The following is a 16,747-nucleotide window of genomic DNA, read 5'->3' on the forward strand; positions in this document are numbered from 1 at the left end:
CCTGGCGATAAGGGTGATCGCGTCCGCTTAAAAATAGGCGGACACCATCGCCCTTAATTCCGGATTTCTGAAGGTGTGTTCGCTGGCCGCTTACGGATATTTAACTATTTGCTATTAATGATTTTTCTGAAGGTAAATATTCTTTTCTACCTCTAAAACTACCCTTTACTTCTAGATAAGGAAGGTCCTCTCGCTCTTGGCCTAGCTGATGAGCTTGGCAAAGGGGCAGGACTGTCAAGTGGTGTGATTGTGACATCCTAGGCTAGGGTCGTTGCTGCGAGGTGAGCTGCGTCGGCGAGCAGATAAACGAACTATCCATGCAGGTCACTAGTAAATAGCTGACTGTGCATAAAATCTATGAATGCCCGTAGTCTTAGAGAAAGGTGTTTGCTCGAGGGCCACAGAAGCCTGAACACCCCGGTGTGAACCGTATAGTCTGCTAACACCTGAACCAGTTCGCCGTTTTTGATGGACTTAGAAGTCATGAAGTCAGGTAGGCAAGCAATTCCCAAACCTGAACGAGCCACATCGACAATCACTTCAGTCGTGTTGCATACCATAGTCTGAGGTAGCTCGAAATCCGGCTCTCCAGTCTCAATGCGTAGCGGCCAAGGTTCAAACTTCCCAGTCGAAGGAAACTTGTGCAACAAACATGAGTGCGTAGCGAGTTCTGCTGGCCGTTTGGGTACACCGTACTGTGCGAGATAGTCCGGAGACGCCACAATCTGGAGCTGAAAGCCCCCCAGCCTTTTAGAAATCAACCGAGAGTCACTAGGCTCGCCTGTTCGCAACACAGCATCAAAGCCCTCCTCAATAACGTCGACCATTCGATCAGAAAAATCAATGTCGAGTTCTATTTCGGGGTAAGTGCGCATGAATTGAATGATTGCTGGCATCACTAGACCGCTGACTAGAGGCAAGCTAATTCGCAATTTGCCCCTCGGTTGTTCACGGGCATTGCTTAACTCCATTTCTGCGGCTTCAAGCTCCGAAAGTATCCGTCGGCACCGCTCAAGAAACAGTGACCCTTCTAACGTCAGGGCAATACTGCGGGTGTTGCGCTGGAAAAGGCGTACACCGAGTTTCTCCTCCAGCCGACCAATACTTTTACCGACGCCAGAAGAGGAAATACCTAGTCGTTTCCCTGCTTCTGTAAAGCTTCGAGTCTCAGCCACCAATACGAATAGTGAAATGCTGCCAAGCGATTCCAAGGGCTGCCCTCACTGCGGACACCAGCGTCCGATATGTTCGGATTATAGGCCTGTTTTTGTTTGCGGACGCAAGCCCTAACCTCTTGTCGGCCGATCACCGCGGACAACCGTGCGCTGAGGACCAACACCTCCGCACACCAATCAGGGAAACATTCAGATGAATTCAACACGCAGCGTTCAGGCGGCTCCCCAGTTTTTGAAGTGGATACAGTTATTCGCAGCTTGCCTGACAGGCGTTCTCATCCCGCTTTGCTTCACCGGGCCGGCAGTTGTCCTCTCTTCCATCAGCGCTGCCATGGGCGGATCTGCTGTCGAGCTCAGCTGGGTCGTCAATGCATATATCCTGACTTATGGCAGCGCCATGATGGCGGCAGGGAGTCTGACGGATATCTATGGACGCAAGCGGGTATGGCTGATTGGTCTAGTAATCTTTGTGTTGTCTACCATTGCTATTCCCTTCTCTTCCACTGTTTTGCAGATTGATGTCCTACGGCTTGTACAGGGGTTGGGCGGAGCAGCTGCTTTCGCCGGCGCCATGTCGTCTCTAGCCCAGGTATTCCACGGTTCTGAACGCACCAAGGTTTTCAGTCTCCTTGGGACGACTTTCGGCATTGGATTAGCTTTCGGCCCATTGGCAGCGGGGCTACTGGTCGACTCCGCAGGCTGGAAATGGACGTTCCACGCTACGGCATTGATAGGCGTAGCGGGCTTCGTACTTGTCTGCGTGAGCGCGACTGATTCTAAAGACCCGGCTAACAATGGTATGGACTGGCCCGGTGCTCTCAGCTTCACGGCCGCACTAACCTTGTTTACCTATGGCATTCTCCTCGCGCCTGAGGATGGTTGGGCCAGCCCAATCGTTTTGGGAAGTGTCGCCGGCGCGATCTTGCTGTTCATGATATTCGTGCTGATAGAGCGCCGAACCAGTAGTCCTATGCTCGACCTTTCGTTGTTCAAGCAATCCAAGTTTGTTGGTGTGCAGATTCTTGCAGCGAGCCCTGCATTCTTTTTTGTCGTCCTCATCATCATGCTCCCAGCGCGATTCATCGGAGTCGATGGGCTTAGTGCTTTGCAGACCGGACAAATGATGATCGCACTGGCCGCACCGTTGTTGCTTGTGCCGTTTCTGGCTGCTCAGCTCGCGCGACACTACACCTCAGGGATGCTCTCGGCGATCGGGCTGATGCTGGTGGCTGTCGGACTGTTTTGGCTAGGCGTCGTGCTAGATAGCGGAGTCAGTAATGCGGTAATGCCTATGGCGCTGATCGGCATCGGCATTGGCCTGCCTTGGGGTTTGATGGATGGCATGGCCGTTAGCGTGGTTGAAAAAGAACGCGCGGGAATGGCCACAGGGATTTTTAACGCAGTTCGCGTTTCCGCCGACGGTATAGCCATCGCCGTCGCCGGGGCGTTGCTGGCGACGTTCATTCAATGGGGGCTATTCGACGCCGCCACGAATTTTGCACCACATCAGATTATGGAGGCATCCAGCCGGGCAGCGCTCGGCGATCTGCAGAACGCCGGCAACCAACTACCAGGGCAGTCAGAGCTTTTGCGCCACGAGTACGCGAAAGCGTTTCGTCATCTGCTTTTCATCTTGGGCGCTGGCAGCGTGCTCACGGCAGTGGCTGTGTTCGCAACGCTCGGTCGAGTTAGCGCGCATGATCATCAACCAGTAGAAGCAGTCCGTCCCGTGATCGTGGGTGACCGCGAGTGATCGGGCGGATACGAACGAGCAGCGATTCCAATGAAGCTCACCCTGCGTTTTCCCGAGTGTTCGCACCAGGCCATCTTACGTTTGGCCTAATCGCGCCGCTGGAGGGATATCCCAACCTCATGGCTCCGACTATGCAAGATCATGTTGACTTGGCCCGACAAGCTGACGTCGCTGGTTTCTCAGCGATCTGGCTACGAGACGTGCCTCTGCTGGATCCGGAGTTTGGCGACGCGGGCCAGATGTTTGATCCCTTAGTGTACGCAGCTCACTTAGGGGCGGTCACTCAAAGAATCTGTATCGGTACTGCCGGGATTGTACTGACGCTACGCGATCCCTTGATGGTCGCCAAGCAAGCCGCAACCCTTGATGTGCTACTGCAGGGCCGCTTTCTACTCGGACTCTCAACGGGAGATCGGCCCAGCGAGTATCCAGCATTCGGCCAGGACTTCGACAACCGGGCGGAGCGATTTAGAGACGGTTGCGAAATTTTGCGTATCGCTACCCAACAGTCTTTTCCCAGGTATGAGCTTTGTCACTATGGCAGGCTCGACGGGACGCTGGATTTGCTTCCAAAGCCATGGTCCACGCGAATGCCAATGCTCGCCGTTGGCCGTTGTGGGCAAGATATGAAGTGGTTGGCATCGCATATGGATGGATGGCTATGGCACCAAAGCGACTTTGGCAGCCTGCCCAACTTGATTGAGCAATGGCAGTCCTGTACTGAGCCTGGCACATTCAAACCCTACGGCTATGCGACATTTTTCAACCTGGAAGAAAACCCCGACGCCCCCTTGAAGGTTGGACGAGGGATAAGCACCGGCCGCAATGCGCTCATTGACTTGTGGCAGCGACAACAAGCGCAAGGTGTTTCACATGTCGCATTGAACCTGAAGCCATTACGACGGCCTGCAAAGGATGTCTTGCAGGAACTTGCAGAATACGTGCTGCCGCTTTTTCCGGCACAGGGAGCGAGCCTTGTCTGATCGAAATGCTCCATCCGCTCAAGATTTGCTGAACCAAAGTACCGACCTGCCCCGGAGCCCCATACGTATGTGGCTCGCTGGTTGGATGGTAGTGTCGGTGTTTGTCTTGTCCAATACAGCGACCCCGCTATACGTCTTGTGGCAGGGCCAACTCGGTTTCGCATCATCGACCCTTACGTTGATATTCGCAGCTTATATCTTGGGGCTATTGCTCAGCTTGCTGATAGCTGGACAAGTATCTGACCGCTACGGTCGCAGCGTGGTACTGCTGCCCGGTCTAGTCTGCGCTATGTCGGCTGCATTGCTGTTCAGGTCCGCCGAATCAGTTGAAGGATTGCTTTTTGCACGCCTACTCACAGGTATTGCCGTGGGGATTATCGTCTCAGCGGGGATGGCAAGTGTTGTTGACCAGGGCGGTGTGCAGAGGCGAAGGCTATCTTCGTTAGTGGCCTCAATGTCGATGGTGCTGGGCGCAGGCCTCGGGCCTTTGCTGGCTGGAAGCCTTGCCACGTTTGCCAGCCGGCCGATCGAAAAAGTGTTTACCTTGGAACTGGGGATACTTGCACTCGCTTTTCTGATCGCCTGGACGATGCCAAACGGAGCGAATGACACCCAACGAAGAGGCGGCGCCAGATGGAGGCTCCCTTCGGTAGAGCGACATCATCGCCTTCACATACTGCTAGGTGTCGCGCTGTTCGGTCCAGGAATCACAGCTACATCGTTTGTCTTGTCGTTGGGACCGTCTCTACTGGCAAGTCTGCTCCACATTAAAACACCGCTGATGGCAGGTGCCACTGCGTTTCTAATGTTTATCTCGGCTTTCGCCGTACAGATTGTGCTGCGTCGGCGAACTGTTGAACACATCTTCTATTTCAGTGCCGCCGCGACCTTCGCCTCGATGCTGGGTATCTCCACTGCGATAGCGATCTCCTCTCCCGCCGTTCTGATTATCGCCGCGTTGCTAGCCGGTGCCGGACAGGGATTGGGGCAACTGGGGGGGCTGACGTTAATAGCCTTGAGGGTATCGGACAACAAGCGGGCGCAGGCAAATGCATTACTCAATATGGGCGGCTATGTGCCCGCGGGCCTACTGCCTGTAGCAACTGGTTTCTTGATCGACCGAACTAACTTGGCCGTCGGTGCTTACACATTGGCAGGCCTGCTCGCTAGCTGTGCGCTACTCGCAGCCTGGTTCGTCGCAAGAAACAAGGAAGAAGTTCACTACTATTGACGACCTAGGAGGTCATCATGCGCTCTACAAAGTCCAACCCTGCTAAACCTAATCCAATGCGTGTCAGCCGCAACAAGATGCAATTAGGGGTTTTTTCCACCAACACGGAGGGTGGTTGTACGGTGACGAATGCGCCAGAGCGGATTCGAGGGGATGACTGGGCGGGCAATTTGGAGATCGCGAAGGATGCGGACCGGGCAGGTTTTGAAGCGTTCATCCCGGTCGGCCGTTGGAAGGGATTTGGGGGCGCCAATAACACCGGTGGTGTGTGTTACGAGACCTACACGTGGGCGGCGGGTATCGCTGCACTGACTGATCAAATCGCGGTGTTCACGACGTCGCATTTGCCGACTGTACACCCTCTGTTCGCCGCTAAACAGGCGGTTACAATCGATCACATCAGCGGCGGACGATTCGGTCTAAACATTTTGTGTGGCTGGTATGGCGCTGAGATGAGGATGTTCAGCGGCCAGATGATGGAACACGACAAGCGATATGACTACGCTGAAGAGTGGTTGCACATCGCGCAAAACGCCTGGCAGCAACAGACCCCTTTTAACTTCAAAGGGGAGTATTTCACGATCTGCGACGCGATCTCTCAGCCGCAGCCAATCAACAAGCCTTACCTTATCAACGCTGGCGGCTCCCCTCGCGGGAAGCGGTTCTGCGCAGAGCATTGTGATGCGGCGTTCTTGATCATCAAGCACTTGGATGGCGAAGCGGCTGTGCGTGAACAGATCGCCTCCTACAAGGATCTCGCCAAGAACGAGTTCGGCAGAGACCTCAAAATTTGGTGCTATGGCTACGTTGTTCAGAAAGACACGCAAGAAGAAGCCGAAGCGTACCTTGACTATTACGCAAACCAAGTGGGCGACGACGAAGGGTGCGACATCATCACGACCGAACTGGGCATTCAGACCGGAATCTTTACGCCGGAAGATGCGGTCCGGTTCCGTTTTCACTTCAAGGCTGGCTTTGCTGGCGTACCGTTGGTAGGAACGCCAGAACAGATTGTAGAGCTCTTCCAGAAATATTCAGACTGGGGAATTGACGGCATCGCGCTTACATGGTTGGACTACCACCAAGGGATCAAGGAATTCGTGGCGGGCGTTCAACCACTCATGGAGGTTGCAGGTTTGCGCGAGCCATTCCTTAAGGAAGCTCTACCAGCGCCGAAAGAGGAGCGGGAGGCTGTGGAAGTGGCATAACTGTTGGGGCCCCGGCGAATTTACCTAGGGGCCCAACTCCAACTTAGATTTCCAACATCTTTTGCGGATTAGAAAGGGTCACCTCCGCGCGGCGAGAGACATCCAGTTCAAACGTATCAAACCACTGTTGGCTTCGTTCGAGCCAGTCGTTGACGTCCATCTGGCTCGTTTGCCCCAAGTCTGAGCTATAGACAACATTGGGGACAGACGACAATACCTCGCGAAAATCCTCTTCTTGTTGATACCCTAAAAGATAGGTCAACGCTGTCTGTTCGATGTACACATTTGGGGCCGCGGCGATCTCTAAAAGCTCGGCAGCCTTCAAATCAGTCAACGGGTTAGCTGGTTGATTGAGCATCAAACGTGGCACACCCAACCGAACGGATTCATCAACTAAAGCACGAACCTCGCGAGCGTCAGCGTGGCCGGTTGATATCACAAGAGGGTAGTCACACGCCATCTTGAGTACATCCAGCGCCTGGGGCGTTAGCCGCCCTGCGTCTGTTGTCACGCGGAGGGGCTTGATCGGTTTGCTTAGCAATAGCGGATGGCTGACATTACGAGCGAGGGTGCTGGTGTGCTTGCGTCCTGTCACTGTAGGAAAGTGGACAATGAAGCGTCCCGGTTCGTCGCCGCGCAAACACAGACTTCGCTCCACGACCCTGAAGTCAACACCTCCTGCAATCTCGTTTAAAACCAAAGAGCCGCTGACGGGAAAACCCTGCGAGCGCGCCTCCCAGGCTTGCCCGGCAGTGCATCCCATGTGATTTTTCAGTACGACCCAGCCTTTTGCTGCTGCGTACAGCTTCCCGGCATCTATTGCGCCGTGGCGGCGAATGAACGCATCCGGATTCGCGTGGTAATGCAGGTCTATAAACCTCGGGGAGTGGCTATTACCTTTGAAATCGTTCATGCCGCGCGTTCCGACCGGGGTATAAGAAAAGTGTCGACTGCGCTCAGCACCGAATCGAGGTCGTCAGCCAAAGGTCGCATACCTCCCCCCTGGATGCAGAGTGTGCGCTGATTGTTTCCGGTGGTTTCTATCGCGTGCGTCTGGGTAACAAGTTGAGATCGCTCGCCAACAATACTCAGGACCCTTCCTTGATATTTCTGCAGGCTGTGACTGAGATCGATACCGGCCAAAAATCCAAAACCACGCGTTAGCCGTTGTCCCTGTACCACCAGGGGAACGTTACTTTGACTCTCTGTGGTCTGCTGAGGAACCCCGCCCTCGGGTAAAACGAGCGCATCCAATAGGCGCTTGGCTTCTTCAACTTGGCCAAGGCTTGCAAGCTCTGCCATTCGCCCAAGTCTGGCATCCAGTAACGCGTTGGCTTTGGCCGGGGATGAGAGCAGCAGCAGAGCCGTCGTGAACGCAAGTGAAGATGAGCTAACCAGCTCCAGGGCCAAGGCGCCGCCTAATGCGACGCCGGCAAGTACGTTGGGTACGCCCCAAGGTTGCAGTACCTCAGCCCAACGCTCGCTAAAGGTTTTCAAAGTCTCACCTGCGATAACCGGTATCGAGAGCGAATCAAACACCACCACCCGATAGCCTGCGCTGAGAAAGTGGCCTATCAGGGGCTTGATAAATGCTCCTTCATCCCACGCAGGCATGACCGGGGAAAGAACAAAAACGGACAACTTCCCTTCCCCAAACTCTTTGAATTGCACGTCCTGGTTCATCGCTTTGCTCCTGCAGAAATAACAAAGCCCACTTTTACAAGCAGGCCGATTGTGATCAGTGGATCCGGTTAGAGGGTGAGACCAAGCTTTGCTACGATGTCGGCATAGCCTTTCATAGTGGCCTCGACTATTGAGTGCGCTGGCTGTACGTCTTTGATTAAATCCGCCACCTCGCCTGCCCAAATAGCCTTAGTACCTATGTCATCCTCTGCCAGGGCCTGTTCGTACTGAGGCCGCAACTGATCAATTGCTGCCGAGAACGCCTTTTCATTGCCTACCCATGACTCGGAAAAGTGGTTCGCGATTGCCCGCCCGCTGTACTCCGCGGGCCAGGATATTCCGCGCACGTCATCAAAGATGCGGGTTCTGACGGTATCGCTTGCGACGGCGTGGACCAGTCTGCTTTTCACCCGTTCTGAGGGGAGTGCCTCGTCGGACGCCAAGAACCGCGTTCCCATCATTACCCCGTCCATTCCGAGCGCCATCGCCGCGGCCATTCCCCGGCCGTCAGCTATCCCACCGGTTCCGATCAGGATTACATCCTCGCCCACAGCATCCCGAACTGCCGGGAATAAAGGCATGGAGGATCTGCGCAAGCTATGCCCCCCTGCTTCCGCACCCTGCACTATCAATGCATCGGCGCCGGCGTCGAGGGCGTAGAGCGCCTGGTCAACGTCATGCACCTGAACGATAACTTTCGCGTTCGCTTGATGAATGGGACCGACAAATGGACGGACATCGCCAAAGGACAGGGCTACCACGTCCGGGCCATAATCCAACGCCAAATGCAGTAACTCGAAACGTTTCGCGACTGTGAACATGACCAGCCCGATGCCCCAGGGCTTGTCCAGATTTTGCATGAGCGGCAACTGCTGAGCCATCCAGTCAGGGTCCCCATAGCTTGCTCCCACTAGGCCAAGGCCACCTGCGTTTGAAACTGCTGCCGCCAACCGTCCTCCGGACGCTCCCCCCATGGGCGCGAGAACCAGCGGGTGCTGGATGCCCAGGAATGTTGTTAACGCTGAATGAATTGCGACCATAGCTTCTTCCTTGATCGAATATTGATAGGCTTGGGCGGGACGCAGCGCCAAGCACTGCGCACGCGGTTGCAGCTAGCCAACAGTTTCGAGGGCGTCGGCGGTGGCGGGGGTGATGTATGTGGCGACGGTGTACAGGTGGTATTCCCAAGTACCAGTTTCTTTCAAGCGCGAATAACGCGAAAGAAACTCCTCGTCGGTGAAGAGCGATTCGAACTGCCCACGATCACTCCACTGAGCTTGGTTGATGACCGTCTTACCGTCCGTACTCTTCATCAAACGGCTCCACTGGAAAGCACTGTATGTCCTTGCGACGTAGTTGACCGTGTCTTCCAGAATTTCCACAGCGAGGTCCTGCGCGCCTTCTTGGACATGCACCACATTCACGAGGTAAATCGCGGTGTCGTCCGAAACAGATTGAGGGTCAAACAATTCCATTTTCATGGTTATCTTCCATTAGTGAGTAACGAGCGTTTTAAGAGAGAGCGGGGACCGATCCCGTCGGCTTTCCGTCCTGCCAAAGCAGTGGGGTGATGGCTTCAGCCACCACAACGTCGTCGACTTGACCGATGATTATTTCGTGGGTCCCATAGCTCATGCGTTGAGCAACTGTGCAAAAAAGTGAGGCTTGTGCACTTCGCAGAAACGGCAGGCCGTTGGAATGTTCCCAATCGGCCGTTTCGAATCGGGCTGGGCCGTTGACTGCCCCACCGAAGACCTTCACTAAATCCTCTTGGCCAACCCGCAGCAGATTCACCGAAAACCTTCCATGGTCAATGAGAGGCCAATACATGCTTGCCCCGTGGTTGATACAGACAAGGATGGACGAAGGGTCGGTGCATACCGACGTTACGGCGGTTGCAGCCATTCCAAAAGGAACGCCCTCATGTTCAGTAGCAATGAGGGTGACCGTGGAGGTCAGGCGACGCATCGCCTTCTTGAATGCGTCAGTGATCGAACCCTTATCTGTGAAGGAATGCTGTTGCAGGGGCGCGCTTAAGGCGCTAGCCCTGGCTAAGCACTCACTTGAAAGGCTCATTGGCTCAGCTCCGTTTCAACCTTTTCAGCAGCACCCAGCCAAGGCTGGTCATAGCGATAGGTCTTTCGAGCGTCCTCAAGTGAAGACCCGGTTGTTATCGCCCCGATGATCTGCCGTTCGGTGTGCTCTACGGCGCACGCACGGCGAATGACCTCGGCAGCTATCTGCTGCGGAATAACAAGACAGCCGCTGCCATCGCAGACCATAAGGTCTCCTGGATTGACAGTGACGTCACCGATCTCAATCGGGACCTGCACTGCTTTTAGCTGTGTTCGGTTTTTTGCTGACTGCATGAACCTTCCGCGACTGAACAGGGGATAACCGAGCTTGACGACCGTATCGATATCCCTGGCCACTCCATCGATCACAGTCCCTTTGATGCCTCTCGCCACCGCGAAATGCGTCATGATATCGCCCCAGACAGTGCAGTCCTGGCGCCCCGCGTTGGAGCTAACGATCACTGCTCCGCGCGGGACCTGATCGATGTAATTAGCAGCATTTTTGAACCCGTGTGAATTCCCGACCGGTTCATACTGCACGGTAAAAGCGATGCCTACGCAGCGAGTTCCAGGCACTTGCGTACCGATACCCAGCAGGCCACCAGAAACGTCCAGGCTATCCAAAGCGTCGGACAGAGACGCGGTGTCCAATCTTTCGCATTCGTCCAACAAGGTTCGAGAAATATCGGTCGACTCAAAGGGCTTCAACATGTGTTGCTCCCAGGTGTGAATTTGAGATAGGACGTTCCGTCGAGGTTAGCGCGGCCATAGAAACGCACTCGCCGATAATTGCCTCGCCAACCTGTGCCGTGGTGTGTGAGCCACCCATGTCATAGGTGCGCACAGTTGAACGCGAGACCCGGCTGACCGCAGCCGTGACGTACCGGGCTTCCTGCGGATAACCCAAATGCTCAAGCATGAGCGCGATGGCCATGAACATCGCGCTAGGATTGGCCTTGTTGAGGCCTGCATGCGCAGGGGCGCTCCCGTGAACCGGCTCGAAATATGCCCCCAGCTTTCCGAAGTTCCCACTCGGTGCGAAACCCAGACCACCCATAACGCCTGCACCGAGATCGGAGAGGATGTCTCCGAACATATTCTCTGCCACTACAACGGAGAAACGCTCTGGGCGCTGCACCATCCACAGCGCTACGGCATCCACATTTTCGATCACACCCTCAATGCCGGGATATCTCTGAGCTACACCTTCAAATACATGTCGGGCGAAGGCACTGCTGTGACGAAGTACCATGGGTTTGTCTACGAACGTGACCCGCTCGAATCCTTGGTTAGCCGCATATTCGAAAGCGTATTCGAAGATGCGCTCAAGCCCACTGCGTGTCTGTAAACGCACTGAAATCGTCGCGTCCTCCTGGCTATCCCGGTGCCATGGCGCGCCCAATGCCTCCCGTTCTTCCAGTAATGGCAAGAACGCATCAGGTATCCGGCCAAAATCCAAGCCGGCGTACAGCCCCTCAGTGTTTTCCCGGATGACGACGAAGCGGAATCGGTTTTCGCCTGTCATATCAGTCACTGGCCGCACGTTTGCGTAAAGGTCCAGGTTCTGCCTGAGTTGGATGACAGGGCTGACATAACGGCGGTTTTGCCCCTGAAGGTGAGGGGGCAGCTCGGCTTCCGTTTCGGCAAGGGGTTTGCTCGTGATAGCGCCCAACAATGTGGCATCACAATCACTAATTTTCTTCCAGGTTTCATCCGGGACGGTATTGCCTTCTCGCTTCCAGCATTCCCAACCAATGTCCCCAAACTCTAGATCGAAGGGCAGGTTCAAAGCCTGAAGGACGGGCAGTGCGGCATTCATAACTTCAATGCCGATACCGTCACCGGGAAGGACACAAATGCGCTTGCGAGTGTGGAAGTCACTCATCCCGCTATCTCCTGTGCAATCTTGGTAGAGCTGCCGTAGATGTTCGCGATGGCTCTCGGAGCAAGGCGTGCGACCTGATCCTGCTGGTGCATGATCTCAAGGGCACGATACTCGGACGTTAGCTGGAAGCGCTCGAGCGTTTCCTGCATACGTTTTGCACTGTCGAACGGGAAGTTATACGTCCCCATAATGATGTCCAGCAGAGGGCTTGGAATGTTATTGAATGGGATCGAAGCCGCTGTCAGGTTTGACAGTTCGAGAATTTTGACGAGATCAAACCCGTGGCTAGTGCCAATGCGCTCGAGATAAGCGACCAGCATACTTAGATGTAAGTTGCCGGCACCCTTCCCCATTCCACAAATGGAGGTGTCAATGTATTCGGCACCTGACTCGATGGCTGCGGCAGCATTCGCCAAGGCCATCGAAAGATTGTTATGGGCGTGGAAACCCAATGGCACTGCTAGTCGATTAGAGAGACGACTGATCAATCGCTCGACATCGTTCGGGAGCATATGCCCGTTAGAGTCTGCAAAACAAATAATGTCTGCTCCAGCACCTTCGGCTCGGACGGAAGTGTCAATCACGGCGCTGAGAGTCTGTGTCGTCACATGGGTGACATTGGCACTGACACTGAAGCCGTAATCCCGAGCGAGTGAAAGAGTGGCAAGCCCTTCAGCCAACTGCTCTCGTCGCAAGCAGACTCTAATCATAGAGACGCCTTGCTCCTTTAGCATGGCGAAATCCTGATCACCAACGTTCTTTGGGTGGACCATTACCGCAAGCTCAATTCGACCACCTCCAGCCTGGCGAACTTTCTCGATAAACTCGGCGCTTATATTACTAGTGAGTCCATGCTCTGCTTTGGGCGCGAACGACCCTCTGCAGTAACCAACTTCACACAAATCAACGCCGGCCTCTGCCAAGCTTGATGTTATTACCAGGGCCTGTTCATCCGTGAAGTTGAAATTATTGCGATACCCGCCGTCACGCAGCGTGACGTCGAGAACTTTTACTTTCCCCATGATAATCTCCTGCTTTTAATGGCAGTAACGAGGTGTGCACAATTTGAAGAAAGGCCATGAAATTCTGGTTATTGTTTTTGTAAGCGATGGCCTTCATCAGCGTGTCCGAGCGGATCTGATTACGCTTCGGTTCTTCGAAACACCTCTAAAGGTGCTCTCCATTGATCCTCGTCAATACAAGTAGGTTTGTAAATTCGCGATAATCACCGGTGCCTGTGAATTTTTTCCCATACTGGAACAGCGCCACCTGTACATTTGCGCGCCTGAGGTGATTGCCTTCAGTCATGACTGAGGAAGCAGGTCTCAACGTAATCCATGGCGGCCTGGATTGAAGGGATCGCACGGAAGTCCTCGTGAACACCTAGCCAAACATCCACCATCAGCGGGTCCGCAAGCTCAAGCTTGCACAACTGTGAGTGATGTCCTACTGCGAAGCTGGGCAGCAGCGCAATCCCTACACCCGCCTCTGCTGCCCGAACCTGCAGCTCAACCGTTTTCGCTTTGAGGACGCATGGGCGATGTCCGACAATTTTTTTTAGCCAGTCGTTCTGAGGAAGTGTCATAGCTCCGGTTTCATAACCGATAAATTCGTATTGCTCGGGAGGGCGACTCTGAAGGTAGGTCTTCGCACCGTAGAATGAAAATGATGCAGAACCTATTCGCCGGGCAACAATTCCGAGCTGGCGGGGCTTAGCAAAGCGGATGCACAGATGTGTTTGGCACTTTGACAGCGACGAGTACTGATTATCTCCTAAGAGGTGCAAAACTATGCTCGGGTGTGTAACCCGGAAGCGCCCAAGGTTTGGTATAAGTTTCTCAGAAGTCACGGATGGTGGAGCGCTAATGGTAACTTCGACAACTTGAAGGGTTTGTGCGGCGGCGGCTGCCAATCGCTCAATCGCTTCCGTCTGAGTCTCTATCTGTTGTCCAATATCGGCGAGTTTGCGTCCGTCGGCCGTAAGTTCGTAGAGCCGCTTCCGTCGATCAACTAATTTTACACTCAGGGACTTCTCAAGGGCCGCGATACGCCGAGAAACCGTTGCGTGCTCAACACCCAAGATTCGCGCCGCGCCGCTCAAGGAATTAACTTGTGAAAACGTCACGAAGTAATGAAGATCTTCCCAGTTTAAGTGTGCCGCACTCTGGCTTGAAATGGCAGGCTCAGCATTCGACGCGATTCTATTCCTAGATGCCAAAGACATTTAATATTCCCTATATAAATAGCAGTGGTAAAAACTCTAAGGCCGGTAAAAGCAGCCGGCCCACATTGATTACCCAATGAAGCTCAGCGTTATCTAAGCCGTCTTGCATCCAATGTGCGGGATGGAGTACGTCGTGATCTTAGGTCTTTGCGCGCGGTCTATGTGTACCAAGAATGTCGGATCATACAGGACAGAATAGTCCGGTATTCTGCGCCTTGCGGCCGTTGAGGCGGCTATGTCGTTGCGTAATCTGAATGGTCCCCGAAAGGGTACGATCAGAATATAAACATGAATCGGGAGGCTTTGAGCAATTGGCCATGAGATTCATAAGGTCAAATACGATGTTTCCAGCATGTTATTGCTCGTTTCCCTAGGAGGCTAATTTTTTTTCATACCGCATTCAGCCTTGTCCTACAATTTTCACATTTGCTACTCTGCCGTGCGCGATACTTCTTCGTACATTAGACCAATTTAACGCTTCGGTTTTTTTATCATCATGATCGAAAGTATGCGATCCATAAACCCCACCTACCCAGTGGTGGGGCAACGGTCTACCGTGGCATCTGCGGCGAGCAGTTCCACGGCAGTAACGCTTCGTACTCTTCGACCGACGAGGCATGCGGCAACCGCTCCAGTACGTGGCGCAGCCACGTATAGGGCTCTTGGCCGTTGACCTTGGCGGTCTCGACCAGACTGTAGATCTTTGCGCTGGCAGTGGCGCCGTTGACGGTATCGCTGAACAACCAGGCCTTGCGTCCGATGACAAACGGCTTGATCGCTCTTTCGGCCGCGTTGTTGTCGATGGGTAAATAACCCGCTTCGACATAACGCTCCAGTCGGCTCCAGTTATTCGCCAGATAATGCACCGCCTTGCCTAATGCACTTTGCGGCGTCACCTGGGATTGGGTTTTATCCAACCAGACTTTCAACTGCCCCAAGATCGGCAGGCTCTTTTCCTGGCGAGCGATAAACCGCTGTTCATCGTCGGCTTCCTTAAGTTCACGCTCGATCCCGTACAGCTTGTTGATCATCGTCAGTGCAATATCGGCCCGCCCGGTCTTGCCCTTGGGCTGAACCTTCTGCGCGTCCACGAATTTGCGGCGCGCATGGGCCATGCACGCCAGGCGCTCCACACCCGATTGCAACGCCAAGGCGTTATAGCCGGCGTAATCATCGGTCATGACATAACCGCGATAACTTTCCAGCAGCCGTAACGGCACCTCCTGCGCACGACTGGACGTGTAGTCAAACAACACGACTTTGCGATCGGGTGGGCCGCTGGCTTGTACCCACATCCAGGATTGGCTGGTCGGGTCTCGATCCGGTTCTTTCAACACCTGGACACGGGTTTCATCGCAGTGGATGACCGGACTTTCCAGTAACCGATCACGCATCAGATTCAGCAGCGGCTGAAAGTGTTCGCTGCACTGGATGATCCAGCGCGCCAGCGTCTGACGAGGAATATCAATGCCATGTCGGCTCAGTACCGTTTCAAACCGGTGCAACGGCAAGCCATCGACGTACTTGGTGGTCAGCAGCATGGCAAGAACACTCGGGCTGGCCATGCTCTTTTCGATCAATTGCGCCGGTTTGTCGGCGGTGACCGGTGCACGTTCACAACCACGGCAACCGTAGATCTTGCGGATATGTTTGATGACGCGGATCTGCATCGGCACGATATCCAGCTGCTCGCTGGTTTCTTCGCTGATCACATGCTTGCGGCAACCGCAGGCACAGGTCAGTTCGTGTTCGGGTAGTTCGTGGATGACTTCGATACGCGGCAGATCAGCCGACAGTGGCTTGCGTTTGCCTCGGCGCGGTGTCGCGGCAACAACTTCTTCATCAGCGTCGCCAACCAACGGCATGGGTTCGCTTTCGGGCTCGTTGAACAAGGCCAATTGCGGGGTATTGGGCTCGATGGTTTGCTCGGACTTACGCCCGAACAGACGGTCGCGCAACAGCTTGATCTGTTCTTTCAGGTCAACGATGTGGGTCTGATAAGCCTGGGCCGATTCCTCTTGGCGATTGAGTGCCTCAAGCAGCAGTTGCTTGAGCAAAACAGGATCATCAGGAAGGTCATCGGGCAGAGAAATCATGGCCCGGATTATACCGGGTCACGCCACGTAGCGCGGCGTCAAAACCTGATGAGGGCAGTTGCGCCAGAGGTCGAAACCGTCGAGCAGCCAGTTCAGTTCCTGGACGCTCAACACAATGGCCTCGTCGGTTACATCGGGCGATGTTTTAAAGCGCTCGGATTCGAGGCGCTTGAGCCAAAGGCAAAAGCCGTTGCGCTCCCAATACAAAATCTTCACCCGGTTGCGGGATTTGTTGAGGAAGACAAAAAGCACCGTGTCAAACACCGCAACCTTGAGGTCCAGTTCGACCAGAGCGGCGAGGCCGTCGATGGATTTTCGCAAGTCCACGGGTTTGGGGTAGCGGCGTTTTTCAAGGTTGTTGTCGCGTCGCCGTCTAACTATGCCGCTCTTTTCTCGGTCTGCTGCTGCCGATCCGGGTTCAACATCACAGTGCC

Annotated in this window: 16 protein-coding genes; 4 read left to right on the top strand and 12 right to left on the bottom strand. The window is 54.4% G+C overall.

Going from position 1 to position 16,747, the window contains the following annotated elements:
• Nucleotides 1-311: 311 nt before the first annotated feature.
• A complete protein-coding gene (locus ACIOWA_RS24965; protein WP_401162429.1) occupies nt 312-1,211 on the bottom strand; it encodes a LysR substrate-binding domain-containing protein in 900 nt (299 codons plus the stop codon).
• 157 nt (nt 1,212-1,368) lie between these two features.
• On the opposite strand from ACIOWA_RS24965, the gene ACIOWA_RS24970 reads away from it, so the two are divergent.
• The 4 genes from ACIOWA_RS24970 to ACIOWA_RS24985 are packed head-to-tail and all read left to right on the top strand — an operon-like array spanning nt 1,369 to nt 6,350.
• Nucleotides 1,369-2,928, top strand: a complete 1,560-nt coding sequence (locus ACIOWA_RS24970; protein WP_401162431.1) for an MFS transporter — start codon at nt 1,369-1,371, stop codon at nt 2,926-2,928.
• The gene (locus ACIOWA_RS24975; RefSeq protein WP_401162433.1) at nt 2,925-3,911 is read left to right on the top strand and encodes an LLM class oxidoreductase; all 987 of its coding nucleotides are present in this window, start codon (nt 2,925-2,927) and stop codon (nt 3,909-3,911) included. The genes ACIOWA_RS24970 and ACIOWA_RS24975 overlap by 4 nt, the downstream gene beginning before the upstream one ends.
• Nucleotides 3,904-5,142 (top strand): MFS transporter, encoded by a 1,239-nt coding sequence (locus tag ACIOWA_RS24980; RefSeq protein ID WP_401162435.1) that lies wholly within the window; start codon nt 3,904-3,906, stop codon nt 5,140-5,142. Before ACIOWA_RS24975 ends, ACIOWA_RS24980 begins: the two co-directional genes overlap by 8 nt.
• 17 nt (nt 5,143-5,159) lie before the next feature.
• The gene (locus ACIOWA_RS24985) at nt 5,160-6,350 is read left to right on the top strand and encodes an LLM class flavin-dependent oxidoreductase (RefSeq protein WP_401162437.1); all 1,191 of its coding nucleotides are present in this window, start codon (nt 5,160-5,162) and stop codon (nt 6,348-6,350) included.
• Nucleotides 6,351-6,393: 43 nt separating this feature from the next.
• Here ACIOWA_RS24985 and ACIOWA_RS24990 read toward each other — a convergent pair whose 3' ends face one another.
• From ACIOWA_RS24990 to tnpB, 11 genes are all read right to left on the bottom strand, one after another.
• Nucleotides 6,394-7,263: a DUF6282 family protein gene (locus ACIOWA_RS24990; protein ID WP_401162439.1), complete on the bottom strand. Its 870-nt coding sequence runs from the start codon at nt 7,261-7,263 to the stop codon at nt 6,394-6,396.
• Entirely contained in the window at nt 7,260-8,033 is a 774-nt protein-coding gene (locus tag ACIOWA_RS24995) for an alpha/beta fold hydrolase (protein ID WP_401162441.1), read from the bottom strand. The genes ACIOWA_RS24990 and ACIOWA_RS24995 overlap by 4 nt, the downstream gene beginning before the upstream one ends.
• Before the next feature lie 68 nt (nt 8,034-8,101).
• A complete protein-coding gene (locus ACIOWA_RS25000) occupies nt 8,102-9,073 on the bottom strand; it encodes a nitronate monooxygenase (RefSeq protein WP_311100408.1) in 972 nt (323 codons plus the stop codon).
• Nucleotides 9,074-9,145: 72 nt separating this feature from the next.
• The gene (locus tag ACIOWA_RS25005; RefSeq protein ID WP_401162443.1) at nt 9,146-9,514 is read right to left on the bottom strand and encodes an antibiotic biosynthesis monooxygenase; all 369 of its coding nucleotides are present in this window, start codon (nt 9,512-9,514) and stop codon (nt 9,146-9,148) included.
• Nucleotides 9,515-9,545: 31 nt separating this feature from the next.
• The gene (locus ACIOWA_RS25010) at nt 9,546-10,109 is read right to left on the bottom strand and encodes a flavin reductase family protein (protein ID WP_401162445.1); all 564 of its coding nucleotides are present in this window, start codon (nt 10,107-10,109) and stop codon (nt 9,546-9,548) included.
• Nucleotides 10,106-10,819: an RraA family protein gene (locus ACIOWA_RS25015; protein WP_401162447.1), complete on the bottom strand. Its 714-nt coding sequence runs from the start codon at nt 10,817-10,819 to the stop codon at nt 10,106-10,108. The genes ACIOWA_RS25010 and ACIOWA_RS25015 overlap by 4 nt, the downstream gene beginning before the upstream one ends.
• Nucleotides 10,803-11,993 carry an isocitrate/isopropylmalate family dehydrogenase gene (locus tag ACIOWA_RS25020; protein WP_311097395.1) on the bottom strand — a complete coding sequence of 397 codons (1,191 nt, stop codon included), beginning with the start codon at nt 11,991-11,993 and terminating at the stop codon, nt 10,803-10,805. Before ACIOWA_RS25020 ends, ACIOWA_RS25015 begins: the two co-directional genes overlap by 17 nt.
• A complete protein-coding gene (locus ACIOWA_RS25025; RefSeq protein ID WP_311097396.1) occupies nt 11,990-13,015 on the bottom strand; it encodes a nucleoid-structuring protein H-NS in 1,026 nt (341 codons plus the stop codon). The genes ACIOWA_RS25020 and ACIOWA_RS25025 overlap by 4 nt, the downstream gene beginning before the upstream one ends.
• A gap of 278 nt (nt 13,016-13,293) precedes the next feature.
• The gene (locus ACIOWA_RS25030; protein WP_401162449.1) at nt 13,294-14,217 is read right to left on the bottom strand and encodes a LysR family transcriptional regulator; all 924 of its coding nucleotides are present in this window, start codon (nt 14,215-14,217) and stop codon (nt 13,294-13,296) included.
• Nucleotides 14,218-14,768: 551 nt separating this feature from the next.
• Nucleotides 14,769-16,313 carry an IS66 family transposase gene (gene tnpC, locus ACIOWA_RS25035; protein WP_401162451.1) on the bottom strand — a complete coding sequence of 515 codons (1,545 nt, stop codon included), beginning with the start codon at nt 16,311-16,313 and terminating at the stop codon, nt 14,769-14,771.
• Between the two features lie 18 nt (nt 16,314-16,331).
• Entirely contained in the window at nt 16,332-16,694 is a 363-nt protein-coding gene (gene tnpB, locus ACIOWA_RS25040) for an IS66 family insertion sequence element accessory protein TnpB (protein ID WP_401162454.1), read from the bottom strand.
• Nucleotides 16,695-16,747 lie beyond the last annotated feature (53 nt).

This window comes from Pseudomonas sp. NPDC087614, assembly GCF_044743485.1.
Lineage (GTDB): Bacteria > Pseudomonadota > Gammaproteobacteria > Pseudomonadales > Pseudomonadaceae > Aquipseudomonas > Aquipseudomonas baetica_A.